Source organism: Micromonospora sp. WMMD710, from assembly GCF_029626045.1.
GTDB lineage: Bacteria > Actinomycetota > Actinomycetes > Mycobacteriales > Micromonosporaceae > Micromonospora.
This window is the reverse complement of record NZ_JARUBD010000001.1, coordinates 5,706,066-5,729,109: the sequence shown is the minus strand read 5'-3', so window position 1 is coordinate 5,729,109 and position 23,044 is coordinate 5,706,066. Positions and strand designations below refer to the sequence as shown.

Sequence of the window (23,044 nt, the reverse complement as noted above, 5' to 3'; positions counted from 1 at the left end):
TGCACTTCGCGAAGTAGTTAGCCGTACTCAGGATCCGGCGAGGCGCTGAACAAACCAGATCAGGCCCATGATGGACACGACGCCAGAAACAGCACCGGTCGCCCACAGGCCGGCTTTTGGCGCGCGACGACGCAGCACGATCAGGAGCGGGAAGACGATGGCGATAATCGTCAACTGGACGACCTCGATGCCGACGTTGAACACCAGCAGCGACCAGAGCAGGGTCCACGACCACGCCTCGTCAATGCCCAGCGCGCCCGCGAAACCCAGGCCGTGCACGAGGCCGAAGCAGAACACCACTCCGAGACGGATCCAGCCCGAGCGGTCCAGGCTGAAGTGACCGTGCCCGGCCGTCTCCAGGTCGGTCGCGTGGTCACCGCGCCGCCAGATGCCCCACAGGTGCCACCCCGCGACCACGGCGATCGACAGTGCGATGACCGGCTCCACGACCACCGCCGGCACCTCGACCAGCCCGAGCGCGGCGAGCATGAACGTCACCGAGTGCGCCAGGGTGAAGCTGGTCGCCGCGAGCACGATCTCCCGGAGCCGCCGCGACCCCGCGATGAGCGCCAGCAGGAACAGAATGTGGTCGATACCAGACAACAGATGCTCGGCACCCAGCAGGAAGAACTCGCCGAACCGCTCGTACCACGCCTGGCCGGTCGAGAACGAGGGATTCGCCGCGTCGAGCGCCGCGCTGCCCGATCGGCCGTCGATCTCGTAGGTCACGATCGTCTTGGTGCCCTTGACGTAGGCCTCGTCGTCCGGGAAGAGACCACTGCGCACCTCGTGCTCGTCGACGCGCTCGGGGCAGGTCCAGTCGAGCAGCAGGTTCGCGTACGGCACGCCCTCGCGCTCGCCGACCGTCGCGTCGCCCACCTGCGTCGACTGGCAGGTGCCACCCCGGGAGGTCACCGAGAAGCGGTCGGAGACATACCGCAGGACAGTCGACGCGTGGCCCTTCAACGCGGCGGCCTGCGCGGCGGGGTCGCCCGCCTCGAAAGCCGCCGTTCCCGTCCGGAAGAGCGGGTCGTCGTCACCGGCATCGGCGGCGGAGACGATCAGAAGGTCGTATTCAAGCTCCAGTGCCGTGCGTATGTGACCCTCGTCTCCGGCGGCGATTTTCGCGTACACGGTCGATGAGAAACCGTGCGCGTACGCCGGGCCGACACCCAGAAACGGGATTACCGCCGCAGCGATCCCGACAATGATGACGACAACGGTACGGCGTACGTGCGCGAACATCCGGCCCCCTCGGTTGGCCAGTGCACGCTGCACGCCGAGGGTGAACACCAGCCCGCCCGTCGACGAACCGCCGGAGAACAAATTGCCGGAGCGACCGCCCGCGCATTGCCGGTGACCGGAACTGGGATAGGAATGCGAGCAGCACACCCCGTTCGCCGTTCGAAAGGACGATCACCTTGCGTCCCCCGCTCCGGGCCGTCGCCCTGCTGGCCGCGACCGCCGCGCTCGTCGCCGCCTGCAACTCCGGCGACGACTGGTCACAACCGCATCCCGCGCCCAGCGCCGTCGGCACTCTCGGCCCAGGATTCGTCGACCCCTCCGCCAGGCCCGCCCCGGAGGCGACCATCACGCCGCAGCCCGGCTCGTGGCTCGGCGTCCATCCGTCCGAGGACTACCGGGTCGTACTGCTCACCGCCGGTGACGACGCCCCGACCAAGGCGCTCGTGGCGGCCGTCAACGACTGGGCCGGTGACGAACACGTCCACCTCAGGACGATCGTCGTCGGCAACGCGCACGACGCCGTACCCAGCATCGCCAAGGCGATGGAGATGGGCCCGGATCTCATCGTCAGCGCGGGCAACGACCTCATCGACCCGCTCGCGCTGGTCACCCCGAACCACCTGGACGAGCAGTTCCTGGTGGTGGGTGCCGAGCTGGCCGAACCCACCCACAACGTCACGGCGGTCGACTGGGACGGCGCGTCGTTTCGTGGCGAAGGGCTCGGGATGTCCTCGACGTACGACGCGGCCTCGTTCACGACCGAGCGGTGCGGGGCCGCCATCCGGGCGGGCGTGGCGGCGGTCCTCACCGACCTGACCGGGATCGTCATCTGGCTCTGACGAGACCCGGTGCGGAGGCTGGCGGCCTGCGCACCGGACCCTCGGGTCACCCGACCGCGCGGGTGGGTGTCGAGGCAGGATCGGGTCACCGCCCGTCGAGACGACGTGCGATCCTCTGTCGGCCGATTCCGGCGATCTTCCATAGGGGAGGCAGAGGTTGCGTACCGCTTCGCGCACTCACCGTCGCGTCGTCGCGCTGGGCGTCGCCGTGGCGCTCGCCTGCGGCTCGGCCGTGGGGCTCACGGCCGCCACGGCCTCCGCGGCAGCGGTCGCCCCGACCGACCTCAGGACCGCCGGCCAGCCGTGTGCGGCCGCCGCCCCCGGGCCGTACCTGAGCCCGGAACGCCTCAACATGGCCGGAGCCGTCGCACTACAGGGCACCTACAGCCGTACGACCCAGAGCGGATCGCAGGCGGACTTCCAGGTGTGGGACGTCGCCGACCCGGGGCGTCCGCAGCAGTGGCTCGTCGAGATGGGCGAGGAGAACAACACGCCCTATGTTCAACTCGACGACGACTCGCGGCAGCTCGACGGCGTCACGTACGCCTGGCGGGTGCGTGTCCTCGACGGCGCGGAAGCCTCACCCTGGAGCGACACCTGCCATTTCACGGTCGACCGCAGCGGAGGCCCGGCACCGTCGGTCACCTCCGCCGAATACCCCGCCTCGAACCTGAGCAGCGCCACCGGCGCGATCGGTGTCCCCGGTACGTTCACCCTGACCTCGGCCTCCGCCGACACCGTCAGCTACCTCTACCAGTTCTACTCGGCGGAGCTGCCCGGCGAGTACACCGAGTCCAGCGTGGCGGCCGCGGGGCTGGGTGGGCCGGCGACCGTTGGATTCACGCCACAGTCGAGCTGGCACCACGCACTCATCGTCTACGCCATCGACCGGGCCGGAAACAGGTCTGAGCAGACAGCTCACGTGTTCTACGTCAAGGAGACCCGCCCCTCGGTCTTCTCGGCCGCGTATCCGGGGCTGTCGCCGAACCCGGACTACAACGTGGGCGTGCCCGGCGCGTTCGAGTTGACCGCCACGGTCGCCGACACCGCGTACTTCGCGTGGCGGATCGACGGGGACGGGCCCTCGGGCACCGTGCCCGCGAACGCCAGCGGTAAGGCGACGGCCATGATCGCCCCAACCCGTGGTGGCCCGCAGACCCTGTACGCCCACAGCGTCACCCGCGACGGCACGGCACACGCGCCCCGCGCCTACCGGTTCACCGTCGACAACGCCCCCGTTCTCACCGGCGACACGCGTGGCGAGGTGACGATCGGCTCCTCGCTCACCCTGCACCTCGCACCGCGCGCACCGCAGGTCGAGGCGTACCTGTACTGGCCGGAGTACTCCAGCATCGAGGAACGACCCGTCGTGAAGACCACCGTTCCGGCTCGCCCCGACGGCACCGCCGACCTCGTCTGGACCGCCACCGAGACCGGCATCGACGGCCTGCGGATCCAGAGCCGGAGCGCGGACGGCACCCTGTCCACGCCACGATGGCTGAACCTGTCGATCGACGGGGCGAGGCCGGAGGTGACCCGCAGCGGCAGCACCGCGGCCGGCACCTCGTCCACCTTCACCGCCCGCAGCACGATGGCGGACATCGTCGAGTACGTGGCGACGCTGAACGGCGACGAGAGCACCCGGCAGATCCTCAGGCCGGCCACCAACGGCAAGGTCACCTTCAGCTTCACCACGATGGAGATCGGCCACAACTACGTCATCGTCGTCGCTCGTAACGCCGCCGGAGTGCAGACCGAGAGGGGGAGCGAGGTCTGGACGACGACGGACGAGCCGCAGGTCACCTCGACCGACTTCCCGACGACCGGCGGCGGCCGTCTCGCCACCGGCACGTTCACCTTCAGCTCCTACCTGCCCGACACGGTCGGCTACGAGTATTCGATGAACAGCCAGCCGTACGTCAGGATGCCCGCCGGGCCCGACGGCACCGCGACGCTGACCTGGACGCCACCGGCGGACGGCGCCTACCGCCTGAACGTCCGCCGCCTCAAAGCCGTGGGATTCCCCTCGGCGATCATGTCCTACCGCTTCGCGATCAGCATCGAGGCCACCACGGTCACCTCGGCTGCTCCGGCCACGGTGCCGGCGGGTGACCTCCGGACGATCACCGTCCGCGGCACCTGGCTGCATCCGCAGGACAAGATCCAGGTGACCCCCGTCGGCAGTCTGCCGATCACCGCCTGGGTGATGACGGTCTCGGCGGACCGGACAACGCTGACCGCCCAGGTGGACCTCAGCCTGACGCCGGTCGGTCCGGCCAGCCTCACCCTGCACCCGTACGGGCTGCTCCAGCCGGTGGTCCTGGCCAACGCGTTCACGATCGGCCCGCCCCCGCAGCTGCAATCGGTCAAGCCGCCCACGATCAGTGGCGCGGTGACGGTGGGATCCACCGTCACCGCGGACTCGGGCGAGTGGGTGCCCGCCGCGGAGTACCACTCGTACCAGTGGTTCGCGAACGGTGTGGAGATCAGGGGCGCGATCAACCCGACGTACCGGATCCCGCTGGCGCTGCTCGGGCAGCGGCTCACCGTCGAGGTGCGCGCCGCCCGAGACCGCTACACCACGACCGCCGCCACCTCGGCTGCCGTCGTGGTCGCCAGCGGCGAGCGGCCACCCCGCCGGCCCATCGTGCCCCCCGGTACGCCGTGGCCGGACCCGCGCCGAACGGCCGTGCTCCCGACGATCTCTGGTTGACCGCCCGCCGCCCGCGCGACGGGTCCATCTGAGTCGCACCTGCGTGGGATCCTCTTGTCGCGGGTGGCCCCTGACACCCGTTTCATCATGGGGAGACCAACGTGCGTACACCTTCGCGTGCTCGTCGCCGGATAACGGCGGTGATCGCGGCATCGGCGCTCGGCCTGACGGCGGCGGTGGGCCTCGCGGCCACTCCGGCCGCCGCAGCGCTGTCGGCGCCGACCGACCTCAAGACCGCCGACCAGCCCTGCACCACCACCGCACCGGGGCCGTACCTGAGCCCGGACAGACTCAACGACGCCCGCGCCGTCGTGCTGAAGGGCACCCTCACCGGCGCAGACGAGGGTGCCGAGTTGCAGGCCGACTTCCAGGTCTGGGACATCACCACCCCCGAGCAACCGCAGCAGTGGCTCACCGGCGTGGGCGAGCGCAACGACGAGGTCTACATCCAGCTCGAGGACGACTCGCGGCAGCTCGACGGCGTCACGTACGCCTGGCGGGTCCGCGTCCTCGACGGCGCGACGGCGACGCCGTGGAGCGGGACGTGCTACTACACGGTCGACCGCACCGGCGGCCCGGCACCGACCGTCGCCTCCGCCGTGTACCCGTCCGGCGACTGGGGCAGTGCCAACGGCGCGATCGGCGTCCCCGGCACGTTCACCTTCACCTCGGCCAGCGCCGGCACCGTCCGCTACCGCTACGAGTTCTACGAGAGCGAACGGAGCGAGCAGATTCCTCCGGCCACGGCGGACGCCGACCGGCTCGGCGGTCCGGCGACGGTCGAGTGGACGCCACGGGCGGCGGGCTACCACTCCGTAGCGGTCTATGCGATCGACCGGGCCGGCAACTACTCCGAGCAGACCCACTACGTGTTCTACGTCCGGGAGACCCGCCCGTCGATCTTCTCCTCCGCGTACCCGGAGGGAACGCCGAACCTGGACTACAACATCGGGGTGGCCGGCGCGTTCGAGCTGCGCTCCAACGTCGCCGACACGGCGTCGTTCGCGTGGCGGATCGACGGGGGCGGCCCGTCGGGGACGGTGCCGGCGGCGGCCGACGGAACGGCGACGACGATGATCGCTCCGACCCGCGCCGGCCGGCAGACCCTCTACGTCCACAGCGTCACCCGTGACGGCACGGCGCACGCCGACCGCGCGTACGAGTTCACCGTCGACAACGGCCCGAGGCTCACCGGCGACGTCGACCGGAACGTCACGATCGGCTCGTCGCTCAGCTTCCACCTCGCGCCCCGGTCGCCGCAGGTGCGGGCCTACGTCTACTGGGCCGAACACTCCGGGCTGTTCCCACCGCCGATCGAGAAGATCACGATCCCGGCCCGGGCGGACGGCACCGCCGATCTCACCTGGATCGCCAAGCAGACCAGCGTCATCGGCCTGCGAATCCAGAGCCGCAGCGCCGACGGCACCCTGTCCGAGCCGCGCTGGACCTCCATCTCGGTCAACGGGGCGGCACCGACGGTGACCCGCACCGGCGGCACCGACGTGGGCACGGCGGCCACCTTCACGGCCCGCACCCAGATGGCGAACGTCACCGAGTACGTGGCGACGCTCAACCGCGACGAGGCCACCAAGCAGGTCGTCAAGCCGGCCGCCGACGGCAGCGCCACCTTCACCTACACGCCGACCAAGGGTGGCTACACCTACGTCACCGTCGTCGCCCGTAACGCCAACGGCGTGCAGACCGACGAGGGCGGCACGTCCTGGTCCGTACTGGACGGGCCCCGGGTCACCTCGACCGACTTCCCCACCACCGGCAGCGGCCGGCTGGCCCCGGGCACCTTCAGCTTCACGCCCCGGCTGCCGGGCACGACCGCCTACGAGTATTCGATCAACTTCGGGTCGTACACCACGCTCGCCGCGAAGGCCGACGGCACCGCGACGTTGGCCTGGACACCGCAGGAGGCTGGCCGGCACTACCTGACCGTTCGCAGCGTGACGGCCAGCGGCACCCGCTCCTCGGGTACGCAGTACATCTTCCTGGTCGAGGTCGGCTCCGCGACGGTCACCTCGGTGGCGCCGGCGGTCGTACCTCCGGGCGCCGTCCGGACGGTCACCATCAGCGGCACCGGGTTGCACCCGAAGGACCGGGTCCAGGTGACTCCCGCCTCGGGGGAGCCGCTGACCGCGACGGTGAAGACGGTCTCGGCGGACGGCACGTCGATGACGGTGGACGTGAACCTCGGGTCCGCGCCGGCCGGCAAGGCCAGCCTGACGGTGTATCCGTACGGCGCCGGCGAGCCGGTCGTCCTGGCGAACGCCTTCACGATCAACCCACCCCTGGCGATCCGCATGATCAATCCGCCGACGATCACCGGCGCCGCGGTGGTCGGAGGGACCGTCACCGCCCAGCCGGGCGAGTGGACGCCCGCAACGACGACCTACCGGTACCAGTGGTCGGCCGACGGCGTCCCGGTCACCGGCGCGACCAGCGCGACGTTCAAGATTCCTCAGACGCTGCTCTGGAAGCGGCTCACCGTGACGGTGACGGCCAGCCGGGACGGCTACACCGAGGCCGTCGCCACCTAGGCTGCCACGGCGGCGGTCGCCCCGGGCAGCGCCGAGCGGCCTCCGCGCCGGCCGATCGTGCCCCCGAGCACGCCGTGGCCGGACCCGCGCCGCCCAACCGCATGACCAACCGCTGACGACCGGAGCCGGCCGCGCATCCCGTCGGGATGCGCGGCCGGTTCAGCGAGGGGCTGGCCCACGGTCGCAACATATAGACAACCTTGATGGCGTGGGAGCGCTCCCGTAACATACCTGACGCGGCTGTTAACGCTCACCTAACAATGATTGCCACGAATGTGGAGGCCGCCGTCCCGTCAGGAGGGTGCTCGATGACCATATTCAGAGCGAGAAATGTCGGCCTGGTGTCGGCCGGCGTCGCGTTGCTGGCGTCGGCGACGGCCGTCGTGGCGATGCCCGCCGGTGCCGCAGCCGCAGGCTGTTCGGTGGACTACGCCGTGTCGTCACAGTGGCAGGGTGGGTTCGGCGCCAACGTGACGATCACCAACCTGGGCGATCCGCTGACCAGTTGGACGTTGACATGGTCGTACGGCGCGGGGCAGACGGTCACCCAGGCGTGGAACACGTCGCTGACGCAGAGCGGTTCGGCAGTGACCGCGAGGAACGTGAGTTACAACAATTCCGTCCCCACCAACGGCACGGTGTCGTTCGGGTTCAACGGGTCGTGGACGAGCAGCAACCCGGCGCCGACGAGTTTCGCGCTGAACGGGGTGACCTGTAACGGTGGCACGACGCCGACCACCCCGCCACCGACGACCCCGCCACCGACCACACCGCCGCCCACGACGTGTGACCTGCCGTCGACGTACCGCTGGTCCTCGACCGGTGTGCTGGCCAACCCGAAGTCCGGCTGGGTGTCACTCAAGGACTTCACCGTCGCGCCCTACAACGGCCGACAACTCGTCTACGCCACCACCCACGACACCGGCACCCGATGGGGATCGATGAACTTCGGGCTGTTCACGAACTGGTCCGAGATGGCCTCCGCCAGCCAGAACACCATGAACTCCGCCACCGTCGCACCCACCCTGTTCTACTTCGCCCCCCGCAACATCTGGGTCCTGGCCTACCAGTGGGGCGGCACCGCCTTCTCCTACCGCACCTCCACCGACCCCACCAACCCCAACGGCTGGTCCGCCGCCCAAACCCTCTTCACCGGCAGCATCACCGGCTCCGGCACCGGCCCCATCGACCAGACCCTCATCGCCGACAGCACCACCATGTACCTCTTCTTCGCCGGCGACAACGGCAAGATCTACCGCGCCAGCATGCCCATCGGCAACTTCCCCGGCAACTTCGGCTCCACCTACACCACCATCATGAGCGACACCACCAACAACCTCTTCGAAGCCGTCCAGGTCTACAAACTCCAAGGCCAAACCCGCTACCTCATGCTCGTCGAAGCCATCGGCTCCCAAGGCCGCTACTTCCGCTCCTTCACCGCCACCAGCCTCGGCGGCACCTGGACCCCCCAAGCCGCCACCGAAAACAACCCCTTCGCCGGCAAAGCCAACAGCGGCGCCACCTGGACCAACGACATCAGCCACGGCGAACTCATCCGCACCAACGCCGACCAAACCTTCACCGTCGACCCCTGCAACCTCCAACTGCTCTACCAAGGCCGATCCCCCAACTCCGGCGGAGACTACGGCCTCCTGCCCTACCGACCCGGCCTCCTCACCCTGCAACGCTGACACCACCACGACGGGGCGGGCCCGGCACACCACCGGGCCCGCCCTGTCGTCGCGTGCGGCGATACGTACCCCGGTCCGATCGCCCCGGGCCGCACCCCCGTACCCGCTCTCAACGTCCTGGCACATATCTACCGAAAAGGTTGCTAACCGCAAGGAGGAGTGGGTTGATCTCGAAACAATGCGTAATTCGTCCGGGTCAGCGGGCGCACCTAGAGAGGTTGATGCATGAAGGCCGTGGTATTCCATGCTGTGGGAGACATCCGCCTTGAGGATGTTCCGGAGCCGAGTCTGCAGGCTCCGACAGACGCGATCGTGCGGTTGACCGGGTCGGCCATCTGCGGAACGGACCTGCACTTTGTGCGCGGCACGTTCAGTGGGTTCGACGAGGGGTCGGTATCGACGCCCAGCACCCGCAGCAGGGGCCGGGCGTCCCCGGGAAGGACGATGCGGCTGCCATGGCCCAGGTTCGGAAGACGGCCACGCCAGACGCCATCCGAAGCGGCGACCACTGGGCTGCCGGCGACAACCCCGCCCAGGTGTTGGAGTGCGCCGCGAAGGTGGGCACCATCGCGATCGTGGGTGTCTACCCTCCGACGATCACCTCATACCCCATTGGCACGGCGATCAACAAGAACCTCACCATCCGAATGGGCATCTGCAACCACCGTCGCTACGTGCAGGTGATCTTCGATCACATCCTGGCCGGTCGGCTCGACCCACGAAGATCGTCACGCAGGACGAGCCCATCACCGACGTCATCGAGGCGTACGAGGCCTTCGACCACCGCCGTAAGGGCTGGTTGAAGGTCGAGCTTCAGCCTCAGGGCTGACGTCCACTCCGCTGGTCCACGCAACGACCGCCGAGGGTGCGGGCGGGTGCAGCCGGCTCTGTCACTTCCACCGTGGGCCGTTGCGCACCAATCTCGCGCTGAGCAGGACGAGCCCGAGCAGGCCGACGAGCCACGCCGCCTCGACGAGCACGGGTCGTAGGCCCACCGCCTCGGGGAAGTACGACGTGGTCTGCAGCAGCGCGATGACGCAGCCGTTGGGGTGGATGTCGCTGATGGTCCGGTACGGCTGCGGGAGGAGGGCGGTCGCCACGGCACCACCCGATGCCGCGTTACCGATCGCGATGAAGATCAACCACGTCGGGACGACAGCCCATCGCCCGATGAGGATCACCATCAGCGTGCCGAAGAGGCTGGTGACGGCGATCTGGGCCGCCAGCGTGCCCCAGAGGGCGGGCAGGGGTACGGGCAACGCCCCGAGGATCGGGCCCACGGCGACGGCCAGCGCGAGACCGCCGACGACGGTGAGACCGGCGAGGATGGAGAGCCAGGTCCGCAGGGGTAGTCGGCCGACATTGATCCGCAGTTGCAGGGCGGTGAGAAAGCCGAGGAGGGTCGCGGCGATCATCGCGTAGAAGGCGGCCAGACCTGAGCGGTCGGTGTCGGGCAATGGCCGGACGTCGGTGACGACCAGTCTCCGCCCGCCCTGCTCGTCCAGCTTCAGAGCGGCGTTGCGCAGCATCTGCGCGAGGGAGTTGCCGGCGGCGCTGGCGACCAGCAGCCGGGAGTTGCCCGGCTCAGCGATCAGGGCCGCGTAGACCTGTTGCCGCTCGATGGCATGCTCGGCCGCTTCGGCGGTCGGGTAGCTGCGATATTCGAGCGCGTCACGCATGCTCGACTTCAGTTGCTGCGCGATCGCCCCGTCGCTCGTCTCGCCACCCACGAGCGCCGCGGGAATGCGGTCCGGCGGCGGGCGGTCCAACGCCAGGGTGTACGAGGCCACGAAGGTCACGGCCAGCACGATCCCGACGGCGACAACGGTCAGTACGGTGCGAATCTCGCCGGGTTTGTGCTCCCCGTCAGCCGTGTTCTTCGTCAAGAGTCCTCCATTGTTGCCGCAGGTGCCGACGCGGGGCGGGAGCGATCCGGCTCCCGCCCCGGTTCGCTAGCTGTTTCCCGCCGGCACGGCGAGGTCCGGGAACGGGGTCCAGCCGTCCTGCGCGATGGTGGCCCGGACGGTCTGCACCGTCTCGGCCAGGCGTGGTGGCAGATCCCGCTGAGCCTGCCGAAAGTGGTCCGACTGCAAATGTGCCTGCATCGCCGCCTCATCCCGGTAGGACTCGATGAGGATGTACTCGTTCGGGTCGTCGACGCTGCGCGACCAGTCGAACCACAGACACCCGGCCTCGGCGCGGGTCGCGCGGGTGAGGGCGGCTACCGTCTCCGGCCACTGCTCCGCGTCCTCGGGCCGTACCCGGAACCTCGCGGTGATGATCAGCATGCTCTCCCCTTATCGTGCTCGCGCGGCGAACAGGTCGATCACCTTCGGGTTGAAGGCGGGAATGTCGTCGGGCTTCCGGCTGGTCACCAGGTTGTCGTCGACGACGACCTCCTGGTCGACCCACGTCGCGCCGGCGTTGACCAGGTCGGTACGCAGCGACGGCCAGGACGTCATCGTCCGGCCACGCGCGTCCACCGGCCGTCGGTCACGTCCTGGTTGGCGTCGGGGGAGATGTCCCGCTGCTCGTCGCGGTTCTGCTGTGCGGCGTCGTGCGCACCCCCGGAGGCGGGCCCCGACTTGGCGCTCTCCGCGTCCACCCCGACGGCGTCCACCGCGCAGTCGGCGCCGATGCCGTACCGGATCGCGGGCCGTAGGGGTTGATGTCGTCGCACTGCGCGAAGTAGCCGCGCCGGCAGTAGGAGCAGGAGCCACAACCGAGAACCGCGGAGATGAGTACGCGATCGCCCGGCTTGAAGTTGCTGACCTGCGAGCCCACCTCCTCGACCACGCCGACGCCCTCATGGCCGAGAATACGACCGGGCTCCATTTCGGACATCGTGCCGCGGATGAAGTGCAGGTCGGTGCCGCAGATCGCCGCCGTCGTCACCCGCACGACAGCGTCGGTCGGCTGTTCAATTTTTGGCTCGGGAACATCATCTACTCTGATGTCGCCCGTGCCATGGTAGACAACTGCCTTCATCAATACCCCCAACTCACCATCCAGTCAGGCATTCAGCGAAGGCGTGGATACCCCTTGCAGGGTGGTCGAAACAACAGAGTCAGCGTTGTTGAACCAATAAGAATCGGAAGAAATTCTCCATGATATGAATCGGAACTTTACGCGGAGTTGATTTCGACCGTACGGCTCGACACGTCCTGCCGATGATGTGATTTCGGTCCACCGGGGCAGCGCGACCCTCCGTCAACAAGGAATACTCTGCGAACCCACTCGATGGAGTCAGCCAGCCGTGCCCCGTTGGCGCGGCGCACGAGGCGTTGCGGGTTCCGCCCACCGCGCCGACGGTCACCTCGACCTCGCGATCAAGGAGAATTCCACCTCACCATGCCTAGAAGATTGCTCTGTGTGCTGATGTCCGCCGGCCTCGCGGCCGGTGCGGCGCTCGGTGTGACGCAGCCGGCGCAGGCCGCGGACCCGTCCGTCGACGGTGGTGGCCGAGCGAACGCCGGCGTCGCTCCGGGCGCGCGCAGCGGCGCGATGGCCACAAGCGCCGCGATGCCGGCGGGTTACTCGGTCCGGGGCATCGACGTCTCCAGCCACGACCACAACCTCGGCCCGATCAACTGGCCGACGGTCGCGGCCAGCGGCGTCAAGTTCGCCTACGTCAAGGCGACGGAAGGCCGGACGTACCTCAATCCGTACTTCGCCGAGGACTACGCGGCGGCCAAGGACGCGGGTCTGCTCGTCGGCGCCTACCATTTCGCCCGTCCGGACAAGCGCGACCCGATCGCCGAAGCCAACTTCTTCGTCGACAGCGCCACGTTCACGAAGGACGGCCAGACCCTCGTGCCGATGGTCGACATCGAGTGGCCCTACTGGAGCGGCGCGCCCACCTGTTACGGGCTGACCCCGACCGAGATGTCGAACTGGATCAGGTCCTTCACCGACCAGGTCAAGGCACGCATCGGCCGGCCCGTGATGATCTACACGAACACCAACTACTGGAACCCCTGCACGGGTAAGAACGCGTCGTTCGGCGCCAACCCGTTGGACATCGCCGGCTACACCAGCGCTCGCCCGCCGCTGCCGGCGGGTTGGACCTCGGAGACGATCTGGCAGTACGCCGCCGGCAACCCGAGCAAGCCCGGCAACTACAGCCAGAACGTCTTCAACGGCAGCTATGCGTCTCTCACCCGGCTCACCGGCGCTCCGGTGGCCGTGCCCCCCGTCGCCCTCCGCTCACGGGCCAACCGGCGGTACGTGGTGGCCGAGAGCGGTGGCGCCAGGCCGCTGATCCCCAACCGCACCACCGTTGCCCGGTGGGAGCAGTTCGACGTGATCAGTGCGGGCGGCGGCTACGTCGCGCTCCGCTCACGGTCCAACGGTCGGTACGTGACGGCGGAGAGCAAGGGCGCGAAGCCGCTGATCGCCAACCGGACCAAGGTCAGCACCTGGGAGAAGTTCACCATCATCAACAACGCGGACGGCACGATCAGCCTGCGCGCCGCGGCCAACGGCAGATACGTGGTGGCGGAGAGCAAGGGCACCAAGCCGCTCATCGCCAACCGGACGTCGATCAGCACCTGGGAGAAGTTCGACCGCTTCGCCCTCTGAGCACCGCCGCTGCCCGGCACCCCCCGTACCGGGGTGCCGGGCAGCGGTCTGTCACCGCTTCGCCGCCCAGAAGACGTAGACCGCGCCGTACGGCACGGACGTCGTGGCACCGTCCGTGCAGGCGCCCGTCGGGGCCGCGCCGCCCGAGGTCAGGAGCCGACTGATGTACGCCACATTGCCGAGCAGGCCGGTGCCGGTGTGGCTGTCCACCGTCAGCAGCAACTCCGGGATCGTCCCCGCGCGCGGGCTGGCGGAATCCGGACGGCGATCAAACCTGCGCCATATCTGATCGACCGTTCACCCCGAAGGCGTACCGGAAATGGGTTCAGCCGGTGGCGGCGGCCAACCGTCGGACGGACCCGGCGCGGGCCGCCCAGCGCCCGTCCTCGTGGCGTACCTCGATGGGGTGCGCGAAGGCCGCCGACACCTGGGCGGTCGTGACCGTCCCGCCGGCCGGACCGGCGGCGACCACGCTGCCGCCGCTGATCAGCATCGCGTGGGTGGTCGTCGCCGGAAGTTCCTCGAGGTGGTGGGTGACCATGATCGAGGCGAGACGGGGGTGGGTCTGGCGGAGCAGGTCGATGGTCTCGAGCAACTGCTCCCGGGCGGCGACGTCGAGACCGGTCGAGGGTTCGTCCAGCAGCAGCAGTCGCGGCCGGCTGATGAGCGCCCGGACGATCAGGGCACGACCCCGCTCGCCCTGCGAGAGGGTGGGCCAGCGTTCGTCGGCCCTGTCGACCAGCCCGAACATGCCCAGCAGGGAATCCGCCCGGGCACGGTCGTCCCGGGTCGGTTGCCAGCGCGGCGGTAGGTCGACCGATCCGACGATGCCGGTCAGCACCACCTCACGGATGGTCAGGGGTGACCGCAGCGGATGGCGGGGGTTCACGTGACCGATCGCCCTGCGCAGTTGTTGCAGGTCGACGCGGCCGAGTTGCTGACCGAGGATCCGCACGGTTCCCGAGGTCGGGTGGGTGAGCGCGCCGCAGAATCCCAGCAGTGTGCTCTTGCCCGCGCCGTTCGGGCCGAGCAGGGCCCAGTGCTCACCTTCGCGCACCGTGAGGTCGATGCCGTGCAGGATCTGCCTGCCATCCCGCCGGAACGTCACGTCACTCAGTTCGACGACGGGCGACGGCGGGTGTGTCTCGGCGGTCCTGAGGAGCATGGCCTTCTCTCGGTACGGCGAGGGCCGGGCCCCCGCGATTGCTTGATGATCCACCTGCACAGTGCCACAGACCCGGCGTGATGGCCGAGGCGATGCTCGGGATGTGGACCCGGCGGGCGTCGGCCCGGCTCGCCGAGGTCGCGGCGGACGGAGACCCGGTTGCCGTCGGCGTCAGGTGCCTCCGAGGTTGACACCAAAGCTAAGTATGATAGCTTTTCAGCTAAGCACCTAAGCCAAGGCGCTAACAAGCTTCCTGGAGGACGTCGTGACTGAGTTCCTGAGCGTCGACGGCGGGACGATCGCCTACGAGGTGACCGGCGCCACCGGGCCGCTGGTGGTGCTCGCCCACGGCATGGGTGACAGCCGCGAGGCGTACCGGTTCCTCACCCCCGCCCTGGTGCAGGCCGGTTACCGGGTCGCCGCGACGGACCTGCGCGGGCACGGTGAGTCCAGCGTCGGGTGGGCGTCCTACACCCGTACCGCGATCGCCGGAGACCTGATCGCCCTGGTGCGGCACCTCGGCGGGCCGGCCGTGCTCGTCGGCCACTCCATCTCCGGCGGTGCGGTCACCATCGCCGCGGCGAAGGCGCCGGAACTGGTCACCGCGCTGGTCGAGCTCGCGCCCTTCACCCGCAAGCAGCAGGTGAAGCTCGGTGACCTGCGCGTGGCCGCCCACCGCCGCGGCATGACCGCCCTGATGGCCACCACCCTGCTCGGCAGCACCAAGCAGTGGGCCAGGTACCTCGACCTCGCCTACCCGGGCCCGAAGTCCTCGGACTGGGACGCCCGCCTGCAGCAGATCACCGCGATGCTGAACGAGCCGGGCCGCATGAAGGTCCTGCAGAACATGGGCACGACATCTCCCGCCGACGCCGGTGAGCAGCTGGCGAACGTCACCCGCCCGACGCTGATCGTGCAGGGCACCCTCGACCCCGACTGGGCCGCACCGCAGGCCGAGGGCGAGGCGATCGTCGCCGGCCTGCCGACCGGCCTCGGCCGCCTGGAGATGATCGACGGCGCGGGTCACTACCCGCACGTCCAGTTCCCCCAGCAGACCCTCGCCGTGGTCCTGCCGTTCCTGGCCGGCGTCCGCGCCTAGGCGGGCGCCGAGGAGCGACCGCGACGTGGCAGGGCCAGCCGCCCGAGAGCGGGCCGCCGCGCTGAGGGCTGCGGCACTCGCCCTCGGTGGGCTGGTCGCCTACTCGATCGCCGCCCCGCCCCGCAGGGATCCGACCGGGTGGCCCGGCGTGCGGCTACAGGAACTCGCTGCGGTAGGTCGAGGCCAGGTCCGCCGCGCGGCGGCGTTCCGCCTGCTCGTCCGGCGACAGCTGGGGCGGCGGCGCGTCGCTGCTCGCGACGACGTCGCCGATGCGGGTGAAGTACTCGTCCTGCCCGGCGGGGGTGCACATGCAGAGCATCCGCGCCGGTGCGCCCGAGACGTTGCGGAAGTTGTGCGGCGCGTTCGCCGGGATGTTGACGGTGGAGCCGGCCCGGACGAGGTGCCGCTCGCCGCGGAAGGTGAACTCGATCTCGCCCTCGAGGATCGTGAACATCTCCTCGAAGTCGTGGCGGTGCGGCGGCGGCCCACCGCCGTCGGGGACGCGCATGTCGATCAGGCAGTACCGCCCGTTGGTCTGCTCACCGGTGATCAGCATTCCGTAGGTGTTGCCCACCAACGAGATGTACGTCGTGGCGGGGCCGCGATCACGTACTCCGCGGCCGCTCCGGTCCCCGTCATCGGCAGGAAGCCGATGACCCGGTCACCAGGTGTAGCTGTGCAGGGCGGCCTTGGCCGCGCTGTAGAGCGGCGCGAAGGGCTGCGGGACGAATGCGCCACCCGATGTGACGTTGGCGATCGTGGCGGGTCGGCCGTGGGCCAGCAGGACCGGAATCAGCAGGTCGTTGAGGTGGACCGGGGCGCCGAGGAGGATCTCCACCTCGCGGGCCCGCTCCGTCCACGGCGCGGTGTCGGCAGCCAGAGGCACGCGACGCTGGATGCCGGCGTTGTTGATCAAAACGTCGACGTCGGGCATGACCCTGACAACGTGTTCGGCCAGCTCGATCCGCGAGGCCGGGTCGGAGATGTCGCTGACGAAGGTCTCCAGTCCGAGGTGGGCGCGGGCGGCGCGATCGAGAGTGGCCGCATGCCGGCCGGTCACCATCACCCGCGCGCCGTCGCGTGCGTAGCGCTGGGCCAGTGCCAGCCCGATGCCCTGACTTCCGCCGGTGATGAGGACGTTCGATCGTGTTGCCATGTAAACACGCTATCGGACTCGTGATTCCATGTAAACACGGACTAGGCTCGCCCTCATGGCTGATCTGCTGACCCTCGACGAAATGCGCCGATGGGACCTGTGGAAGCGCGCGACGGACGAGGTGTGGGCCCGCGTCGGGCAGGCGATCACCGCCTCGACCGGGCTGTCGACGGCCGACTTCGCTGTGCTAACCCGCACGGTCGAGGCGGCGGCACCGCCGCGCCAGCAGGATCTGGCCGACCAACTCGGGTGGTCGCGTAGCCGGCTGTCACGGCAACTGGCCCGGATGGAGGAGCGCGGACTGATCATCCGAACCGCGACGCCGACCACCTCCACGGTGGAGGCCACCGACCGCGGCCGGACGGCGACGGCCTCAGCTCGAATCGCCCATGCCGCCTCCGTCCGGACGGTGCTCCTCGCCCGCACGCCGGAGCACGGAGAGTTCTGGCGCAGCATCGAGCGCCTCGCCGAAGCCCAGCCCGGCGAAAAGTAGCTGGAGGAGGCCGTGGCCCTGCGGTTCGAGCATCGCGACACCGAGATGGGCGTGAGCCTCGTCGACCGCGTGTGGCGCACCCGCTCCGACGCGGAGGAGACGATGACGTCCGCGGCACGCACCTGCTGGCAGCTGATCCTCTCGCGGGCGCAGGGACGCCTACTCGCCAGCCTGCGCGGGCCGGAAACGAGGGCGACTACGGCACCCGTCCCGCCGGGCACCGAGTTCCTCGGGGTCCGATTCGCATTCGGCGCGGTTCTTCGGCCGCATCCCGCAGCCTCGATCGTCGATGGGTACGTGCCGCTCCCAGTGACGGAATCGGGCCGGATCGTCATCGGCGGCGACAGCTGGGAGGCGCCGACGTTCGAGAACGTCGAGCACTTCGTCCGGCGATTGCAGGACGCGGGTCTGCTGGTGCGATCGCATCTCGGGGACGAGGAGCACATCGCCGAGCATCCCGAAGCCGGCCCGACCGAGCGAACCCGGCAGCGTCGCTACCGAGCGATCATCGGACTATCGCAAACCGCCGTACGGCAGATCGACCGCGCGAACGCCGCAGCCACCATGCTGCGCGACGGCCGTGACTGGCGCGCAGTCGTCGAGACGTTGGGGTACTTCGACCAAGCCCACCTCGCGCACGCGCTGCGTCGCTACGTCGGGTGCACCGCACGCGAGCTGCAGGCGGACCACTGTGCCGCGTTGTCGTTCCTGTACAAGACCCACCCTGGGCCCGGCAGCTAGCGTCCGTCTGCCAGCCAGCCCTGGCCGGCCGTCCGCGACCAGAACGTGAAGGAAAACCGTGCTGCTCAGCGTCAACATCTTTGTCAGTCTCGACGGCGTCATGCAGGGACCCGGCAACCCCAACGAGGACCGCTCCGGCGGCTTCGACCGCGGCGGGTGGCTCGTTCCGCACGCCTCGACGCACACCAACGAGGTCGTCGAGAGTTGGTTCCGTGAGGCCGACGCGTTCCTCTTCGGCCGCACCAGCTTCGGCGTGCTCGGCGGGTACTGGCCGAAGGTCACCGAATCCAGCAACCTGATCGCCACCAAGCTCAATACGCTGCCAAAGTACGTCGTCAGCTCCACGCTGACCGACGACGAAGCCGATTGGAACCCGACGACGGTCCTCCGCGGTGACCCGGTCGACGAGGTACGCCGCCTCAAGGAACTTCCCGGCAAGGAACTCCAGGTTCACGGAAGCTGGAAACTCGTGCAGACGCTGCACCAGGCAGGACTCGTCGATGTCTACCGGCTACTCCAACACCCGGTCGTCGTTGGCACGGGAAAGCGCCTGTTCCCGGACGGATCGACGCCCGCGACGTTCGCAACCGTCGAAGAGAGCTCGCGCGTACTGCCCGGCGGCGTCATCTCGCTGACCCTCCACCCCACGAGCCTCGGCGCGATCTCCGCAGGCGCGTACACGGTCGACGAAGGGCGCTCGGCGACGGTCCTCGACTGACAACGGTGGCACGCGGCGACCGCAGGATGTTCGGCTGTCCTCACAAACCAGCAATGATCAACGCGGTGGCCCGTCTGCATGCCCAAGCAGCGACCGACGCGGAAGCCAAGTAACGGTGGAGGCCTAGCCCAGACTCAGGTTGTGCTCCTCAAGCGCGCTCTGGATGATCTCGAGCGCTTTCGGGCCCATGCCGTGTAGCTTGGCCAGCTCGGTACGAGGTACCCCGGCAAGCTCACGCAGAGCCGTGTAACCAGCGTTGTTCAAGGCCCGCATCGCTGGCGCACCGATTTTCGGCAGGGTGCCGAGGGAAGAGTCCACGCTCCTCATAATGTCGAGTCCGGTCCGCAACTGCACCCTCATCGATGCCCTCTCCGGATCGGAGATCCATCTCTGGGTCGCTCGGACTCGGAAGGAGATCGACGCTTTCCTGGCCTCGGGGACTGCTGGCGTCAGCGTGTCTGAACGCAACAACTACCGGTTCCAGTTGGTAATGGTGGCGACGGCGAAGCGCGTGAGGCAGCCCGTACGGTTTCCGAAGCAGCTCAGCCGCTTGGCCCAACTCGGGCACGCCCGGCCCGCTGACCATCCCGGACCGTCGCCCTGCTTGGCGATCCCAGGTGGTCAAAGTCGGTGGCAAGGACGAGCAAGGGGTAGGGCGTCGAAAGCAGGCGGCACCACTTCATCGAATATGTGGCCGCTTCACTACAAGTCGAACTCCAAGTCACGGTGAGCCGACATCGAGGGTCCAGCGTGCCACCCAAGTGGCACGAAAAATGCCCCTCCAGTCGACTCTCGTCGAAGACTGGAGGGGCATTTTCCCTGTTCAACCGCTGTGCGCCCGAAGGGACTCGAACCCCTAACCTTCTGATCCGTAGGAGGAAGGGTAACGCACCTTCCCCACCGAATACAAAGTCTCATAGCTCGTACTGTTTTGCAAGCCCTTCGTCCGCGCGGAGGGCTTTTTGTTTCGGCTGGTCCACGCGCTGCAGGCGACGGGCAGGGTGATGGGCTCGCCGCTGCCGGGCTCACCGTGCTGATTTCGACCCGCCCGTGCTCGACCGGTGCCGAACATCCGAGCACCATCGGAGCACCATGCGGGCCGCGATATCCCTCGGATCTGAGCGCCGAGGGTTCTGGCGATGTCGACATTTAGGTAGCACGCACGCTCCCCAATGACCGCCTTCATCTCCCGCTTCACTCGGACCGAGGCGGGACCGCTGGCGCCACCCACAGACCTTGGCGCGGTGATCCGCGCTTCGATGACAGCGGGAGCGGGCGGCCGAGTGCGGCGATGTTAGTCGTCTTCGAGGTCGGCGAACCGTAGTTCGGCCGCCGCCTCCGCCATGGCGGAGTCGTCGAAGTCCGGTAGCGCCCGTTCCGGCAGGTGCAGGTCGGCGTCCGGGTCGATGCCCTCTGAGCTGCCGATCAGGTCCAGTAGGAATTCCTCGGCACCGCGCAGCAGTACGGGGTCCTCCGTCCAGAAGCCGAACTCGAGGCTGCGTCGTGACGACGCCGTGAAGTTCGCTGACCCGATCCAGAGTCGCTTCGGGGTGAAGGCGGTGACGTCGGCCGGCCCGAAGTCGTCTTCGTCGTGTTCCCAGAGGCGGCCGAGTAGCGCCAGCTTGGCGTGGAGGATCGGTGGCATGGACCCGTTGGCGCCCACGCCCTTGCGGAAGCCGATCGTCCGCACGGTCGGGATCATCTCGTCGCCGGGCGGCAGCGACCACCCGGGTCCGATCATCGGGGGCTCACCGTCGACCAGTGAGGTCAGTTGCTCCAGCGGGGGGAAATAGCACACCGGGAGACCGGGCGCGCGGGTGTTGAGGTCGGCCAGGCGGCGAAGCTTGTAGGGCAGATCCGGCGGCTGCACCTTCTTGTCCCGGGCCTGCTTGCTGACCACCACGCAGGCAGCCTGCAGCCTGGCGAGTTCGTCGAGCAGTTCCGGGTCGTCCATCCACATCGCGCAGCCCAGCAACGTCGCCCCAGGCCCATGGTGTTGGTCCCACCGCTGCTGCCGGTGCTCTCGGAAGTCCCGGATTCCCTGTACCAGGCCAGCCAGCACGTCCCGACCGAAGAAGGCCTGATTTCCGGCCGGGCCGACGTCGAGCGCACGGTCGTACCACTGCCTGAATTCCGGCTGCGCTTCCTCGTCCCCCATGAAAGCAGGTTAGAACCTTCGCGCCTGCGGCCCGACCGCCGCCGGGTCAGGAGGCGTTGGCGGCGGTCTTCCGTGGCGTCGGTCAGCGGGTCTTCTTCATCGCTCGCTTGCGAGGCGGGGTCAGCAGGTCGGCGATCGCGGCGATGGCGGACGGCACGAGCCGGTAGTAGGCCCAGACCCCGCGCTTGTCACGCTCGAGCAGGCCGGCCTCGGTGAGGATCCGCAGGTGGTGGCTAACGGTCGGCTGGGAGAGTCCGAGGGGTGCGGTGAGGTCACTGACCGACGCCTCTCCCTGCGGGGCCGACTGGATCAGGCTGAGCAGTCGCAGCCGGGCCGGGTCGGCGAACGCCTTCAGCACTCCCGCGCCTCGCTGTGGTCAGGCTTTGACTGCGGTGTTGTTGTGGGCAGCGCGGGATGCGGCGATCAGTGACGCGCCGAGGTTCGCCGCTTTCTGAGGGGTGAGCCGGATCGTCGTGCGGTCCCAGAAGCCCGACAGCAGCGATGCGGCCAGGTTCCGGACCGCGTTGTGGTTCATCCCGTCGAGCTTGGTCATGTCGGTGGGGCGCTGTTCCGGGTTGTCGATGGCCAGCGTCACTGATGGCGGCTCGTCGTACCCGTCGGGGGAGTTGAACGCCTGAAGGTCGACCGTCGCCACCTTGATGTCGTTGGCACATTCGTGGTGCTGGCCGTACACGGCGGCCACGTGCCGGTCGTGCAGGCGGACGCCGTCTTCGGTAAGGCACTCCCCACCGCACCACACCGGGCACTGCGGCTCGGCCGGCTTGGCGGGTGGAAGCAGGTAGCCGGCGTGCGACCACATCGCGAAGTCCACCATCGCGTCCAGCACCTGCTCCTCGGTGCAGTTCAACCGCACAGCCTGCTCAGCGACGCTCAGACCCTGCTGGGTAAGTCGCTCGGCGACCACGCCGCGGAACACGCTGATCTTCTGCTCGGCCGTCAGGCCCTCGTCGTGGACCACCAGATCGGCCACGGTCTGGTCGAGGCTCGGCCGGTATGGCCTCGGCGCTGGACCGGCCAATCCGGCCTCGACCAGCTGGTTGTCCGTATCGCGCGCCATGGCCACAACTCGTCCGACCGCCGTCCGCACCTGCTCAGCCTCGTCCAGCGTGAGCCGCAACGCCGCCGTCGCGCCCTCGATCACGAACTTCACCACCGGCTCGACCGCGTCGGCGTGCTGCTCCAAGTCGACCTCCAGCCCCGGCGGCCGGTACGTCCCATCGCTGCACGACTCGCCGGCAGTACTCACCGAGCTGTGCAGCGACAACAGCACAGGCGGCGATTCATCTGGCCAGTGGATGCGATCCTCGAGGTAGTCGCCGTCCTGGTGCGTCGCGACACACCAGGACGGACACGCCCGCCTCAGCCAGTACGGCCGGTGCGTTCGGCGGGCTTCCATGACCGCCTTCCTAATGGAGGTGGCGAGGTAGCCGGCGTCGGCCAGACTGAGCGGATCCGGAGCGGACACGACCAACTCCGCTGGGGTGTTCTCCTCGGGCTGGTCAAGGTGCTCCAGTGAGAAGATCTCCACCGCCATCCCGCCGATCTCACCCTTATGGGTCTGCATCACCATCCGGGAGTGCCCCCGGGCCCGGTCGCCCGGACTACCCAACTCCTCCTCGGCGTGGACCTTGACACACCATGGCGGGCAACCGCCGGGGTGGGCCGTGATGTTCGAGCTCACGATCTGGTTCAACAGAACGACCATATCGATAGGTTCACACGTGGCTATTGTGGGAGGACGGACACCGTGTCCACCAAGCTGGCAGCGCGGTAACCGGAACCGGTGCTCAACGGGGCGTTGTGGTTTGAGAATCGGGCATTGCGATGCGCGGGGTGGGTGGTAAGCCTCCCCGTCCTCCCGATCGGCGGTCGCGCTGT

General features: G+C 68.7%; 20 protein-coding genes and 2 pseudogenes. 9 read left to right on the top strand and 13 right to left on the bottom strand.

Annotated elements, in window-relative coordinates; translation table 11 throughout:
* Positions 1-27 precede the first annotated feature (27 nt).
* Positions 28-1,293, bottom strand: coding sequence for a HupE/UreJ family protein (locus tag O7620_RS26585; RefSeq protein ID WP_278125836.1), 1,266 nt, complete (start codon positions 1,291-1,293; stop codon positions 28-30).
* A gap of 128 nt (positions 1,294-1,421) precedes the next feature.
* Between O7620_RS26585 and O7620_RS26580 the strand changes: the two genes are divergently transcribed.
* The 4 genes from O7620_RS26580 (at position 1,422) to O7620_RS26565 (ending at position 9,034) form a co-directional block, all read left to right on the top strand.
* Positions 1,422-2,084 (top strand): hypothetical protein, encoded by a 663-nt coding sequence (locus O7620_RS26580; protein WP_278125835.1) that lies wholly within the window; start codon positions 1,422-1,424, stop codon positions 2,082-2,084.
* A gap of 157 nt (positions 2,085-2,241) precedes the next feature.
* Positions 2,242-4,797, top strand: coding sequence for a hypothetical protein (locus O7620_RS26575; RefSeq protein ID WP_278125833.1), 2,556 nt, complete (start codon positions 2,242-2,244; stop codon positions 4,795-4,797).
* A gap of 140 nt (positions 4,798-4,937) precedes the next feature.
* Positions 4,938-7,343 (top strand): hypothetical protein, encoded by a 2,406-nt coding sequence (locus tag O7620_RS26570; protein ID WP_278125831.1) that lies wholly within the window; start codon positions 4,938-4,940, stop codon positions 7,341-7,343.
* A gap of 308 nt (positions 7,344-7,651) precedes the next feature.
* The gene (locus O7620_RS26565) at positions 7,652-9,034 is read left to right on the top strand and encodes a non-reducing end alpha-L-arabinofuranosidase family hydrolase (protein ID WP_278125830.1); all 1,383 of its coding nucleotides are present in this window, start codon (positions 7,652-7,654) and stop codon (positions 9,032-9,034) included.
* Positions 9,035-9,924: 890 nt separating this feature from the next.
* Here O7620_RS26565 and O7620_RS26560 read toward each other — a convergent pair.
* The 4 genes and pseudogenes from O7620_RS26560 to O7620_RS26545 all read right to left on the bottom strand — a co-directional run bounded on the left by O7620_RS26560 (position 9,925) and on the right by O7620_RS26545 (position 12,022).
* Positions 9,925-10,920: an ABC transporter permease gene (locus tag O7620_RS26560; protein WP_151492896.1), complete on the bottom strand. Its 996-nt coding sequence runs from the start codon at positions 10,918-10,920 to the stop codon at positions 9,925-9,927.
* A 66-nt stretch (positions 10,921-10,986) separates the two neighbouring features.
* Positions 10,987-11,322: a putative quinol monooxygenase gene (locus tag O7620_RS26555; RefSeq protein WP_151492897.1), complete on the bottom strand. Its 336-nt coding sequence runs from the start codon at positions 11,320-11,322 to the stop codon at positions 10,987-10,989.
* Positions 11,323-11,331: 9 nt separating this feature from the next.
* Positions 11,332-11,517 (bottom strand): annotated as a pseudogene (locus O7620_RS26550) (DJ-1/PfpI family protein); the annotation flags it as partial.
* A gap of 10 nt (positions 11,518-11,527) precedes the next feature.
* Positions 11,528-12,022: an alcohol dehydrogenase catalytic domain-containing protein gene (locus tag O7620_RS26545; protein ID WP_278125826.1), complete on the bottom strand. Its 495-nt coding sequence runs from the start codon at positions 12,020-12,022 to the stop codon at positions 11,528-11,530.
* A 363-nt stretch (positions 12,023-12,385) separates the two neighbouring features.
* Between O7620_RS26545 and O7620_RS26540 the strand changes: the two genes are divergently transcribed.
* Positions 12,386-13,615: a GH25 family lysozyme gene (locus O7620_RS26540; protein WP_278125824.1), complete on the top strand. Its 1,230-nt coding sequence runs from the start codon at positions 12,386-12,388 to the stop codon at positions 13,613-13,615.
* Positions 13,616-13,666: 51 nt separating this feature from the next.
* Here O7620_RS26540 and O7620_RS26535 read toward each other — a convergent pair whose 3' ends face one another.
* Both O7620_RS26535 and O7620_RS26530 read right to left on the bottom strand, forming a co-directional pair.
* A complete protein-coding gene (locus O7620_RS26535) occupies positions 13,667-13,900 on the bottom strand; it encodes a DUF3455 domain-containing protein (RefSeq protein ID WP_278127158.1) in 234 nt (77 codons plus the stop codon).
* A gap of 40 nt (positions 13,901-13,940) precedes the next feature.
* On the bottom strand, positions 13,941-14,780 hold the full coding sequence (locus tag O7620_RS26530; RefSeq protein WP_278125823.1) for an ATP-binding cassette domain-containing protein: 840 nt from the start codon (positions 14,778-14,780) through the stop codon (positions 13,941-13,943).
* Positions 14,781-15,045: 265 nt separating this feature from the next.
* Between O7620_RS26530 and O7620_RS26525 the strand changes: the two genes are divergently transcribed.
* Positions 15,046-15,879: an alpha/beta hydrolase gene (locus O7620_RS26525; protein WP_278125822.1), complete on the top strand. Its 834-nt coding sequence runs from the start codon at positions 15,046-15,048 to the stop codon at positions 15,877-15,879.
* A gap of 154 nt (positions 15,880-16,033) precedes the next feature.
* On the opposite strand, the gene O7620_RS26520 is transcribed toward O7620_RS26525, so the two are convergent.
* Both O7620_RS26520 and O7620_RS26515 read right to left on the bottom strand, forming a co-directional pair.
* Positions 16,034-16,453 (bottom strand): cupin domain-containing protein, encoded by a 420-nt coding sequence (locus O7620_RS26520; protein WP_278125820.1) that lies wholly within the window; start codon positions 16,451-16,453, stop codon positions 16,034-16,036.
* 87 nt (positions 16,454-16,540) lie between these two features.
* A complete protein-coding gene (locus tag O7620_RS26515) occupies positions 16,541-17,035 on the bottom strand; it encodes an SDR family NAD(P)-dependent oxidoreductase (RefSeq protein ID WP_278125818.1) in 495 nt (164 codons plus the stop codon).
* 55 nt (positions 17,036-17,090) lie between these two features.
* Between O7620_RS26515 and O7620_RS26510 the strand changes: the two genes are divergently transcribed.
* From O7620_RS26510 to O7620_RS26500, 3 genes are read left to right on the top strand one after another with little or no spacing between them, the layout of a single operon-like run.
* On the top strand, positions 17,091-17,528 hold the full coding sequence (locus O7620_RS26510) for a MarR family transcriptional regulator (protein WP_278125816.1): 438 nt from the start codon (positions 17,091-17,093) through the stop codon (positions 17,526-17,528).
* Between the two features lie 12 nt (positions 17,529-17,540).
* On the top strand, positions 17,541-18,269 hold the full coding sequence (locus tag O7620_RS26505; RefSeq protein WP_278125814.1) for an AraC family transcriptional regulator: 729 nt from the start codon (positions 17,541-17,543) through the stop codon (positions 18,267-18,269).
* A 58-nt stretch (positions 18,270-18,327) separates the two neighbouring features.
* Positions 18,328-18,987, top strand: coding sequence for a dihydrofolate reductase family protein (locus tag O7620_RS26500; RefSeq protein ID WP_278125812.1), 660 nt, complete (start codon positions 18,328-18,330; stop codon positions 18,985-18,987).
* 123 nt (positions 18,988-19,110) lie between these two features.
* Here the strand turns inward: O7620_RS26500 and O7620_RS26495 are convergent, their stop codons facing one another.
* The 4 genes and pseudogenes from O7620_RS26495 to O7620_RS26480 all read right to left on the bottom strand — a co-directional run bounded on the left by O7620_RS26495 (position 19,111) and on the right by O7620_RS26480 (position 22,859).
* Positions 19,111-19,314, bottom strand: a complete 204-nt coding sequence (locus O7620_RS26495; RefSeq protein ID WP_278127157.1) for a helix-hairpin-helix domain-containing protein — start codon at positions 19,312-19,314, stop codon at positions 19,111-19,113.
* Positions 19,315-20,281: 967 nt separating this feature from the next.
* A complete protein-coding gene (locus O7620_RS26490) occupies positions 20,282-21,145 on the bottom strand; it encodes a hypothetical protein (protein WP_278125810.1) in 864 nt (287 codons plus the stop codon).
* A gap of 82 nt (positions 21,146-21,227) precedes the next feature.
* Positions 21,228-21,518, bottom strand: a pseudogene (locus tag O7620_RS26485) (metalloregulator ArsR/SmtB family transcription factor); the annotation flags it as partial.
* A 3-nt stretch (positions 21,519-21,521) separates the two neighbouring features.
* Positions 21,522-22,859: a hypothetical protein gene (locus O7620_RS26480; RefSeq protein ID WP_278125808.1), complete on the bottom strand. Its 1,338-nt coding sequence runs from the start codon at positions 22,857-22,859 to the stop codon at positions 21,522-21,524.
* Between the last annotated feature and the right edge of the window lie 185 nt (positions 22,860-23,044).

Excerpts from the sequence above, each read along its gene's own strand:
- O7620_RS26565 (WP_278125830.1), top strand. The coding sequence starts at position 7,652 with ATGACCATATTCAGAGCGAGAAATGTCGGCCTGGTGTCGGCCGGCGTC.
- O7620_RS26555 (WP_151492897.1), bottom strand. The coding sequence starts at position 11,322 with ATGCTGATCATCACCGCGAGGTTCCGGGTACGGCCCGAGGACGCGGAG.
- O7620_RS26545 (WP_278125826.1), bottom strand. The coding sequence starts at position 12,022 with ATGAAGGCAGTTGTCTACCATGGCACGGGCGACATCAGAGTAGATGAT.
- O7620_RS26540 (WP_278125824.1), top strand. The coding sequence starts at position 12,386 with ATGCCTAGAAGATTGCTCTGTGTGCTGATGTCCGCCGGCCTCGCGGCC.
- O7620_RS26530 (WP_278125823.1), bottom strand. The coding sequence starts at position 14,780 with ATGCTCCTCAGGACCGCCGAGACACACCCGCCGTCGCCCGTCGTCGAA.
- O7620_RS26515 (WP_278125818.1), bottom strand. The coding sequence starts at position 17,035 with ATGGCAACACGATCGAACGTCCTCATCACCGGCGGAAGTCAGGGCATC.
- O7620_RS26510 (WP_278125816.1), top strand. The coding sequence starts at position 17,091 with ATGGCTGATCTGCTGACCCTCGACGAAATGCGCCGATGGGACCTGTGG.
- O7620_RS26495 (WP_278127157.1), bottom strand. The coding sequence starts at position 19,314 with ATGAGGAGCGTGGACTCTTCCCTCGGCACCCTGCCGAAAATCGGTGCG.
- O7620_RS26490 (WP_278125810.1), bottom strand. The coding sequence starts at position 21,145 with ATGGGGGACGAGGAAGCGCAGCCGGAATTCAGGCAGTGGTACGACCGT.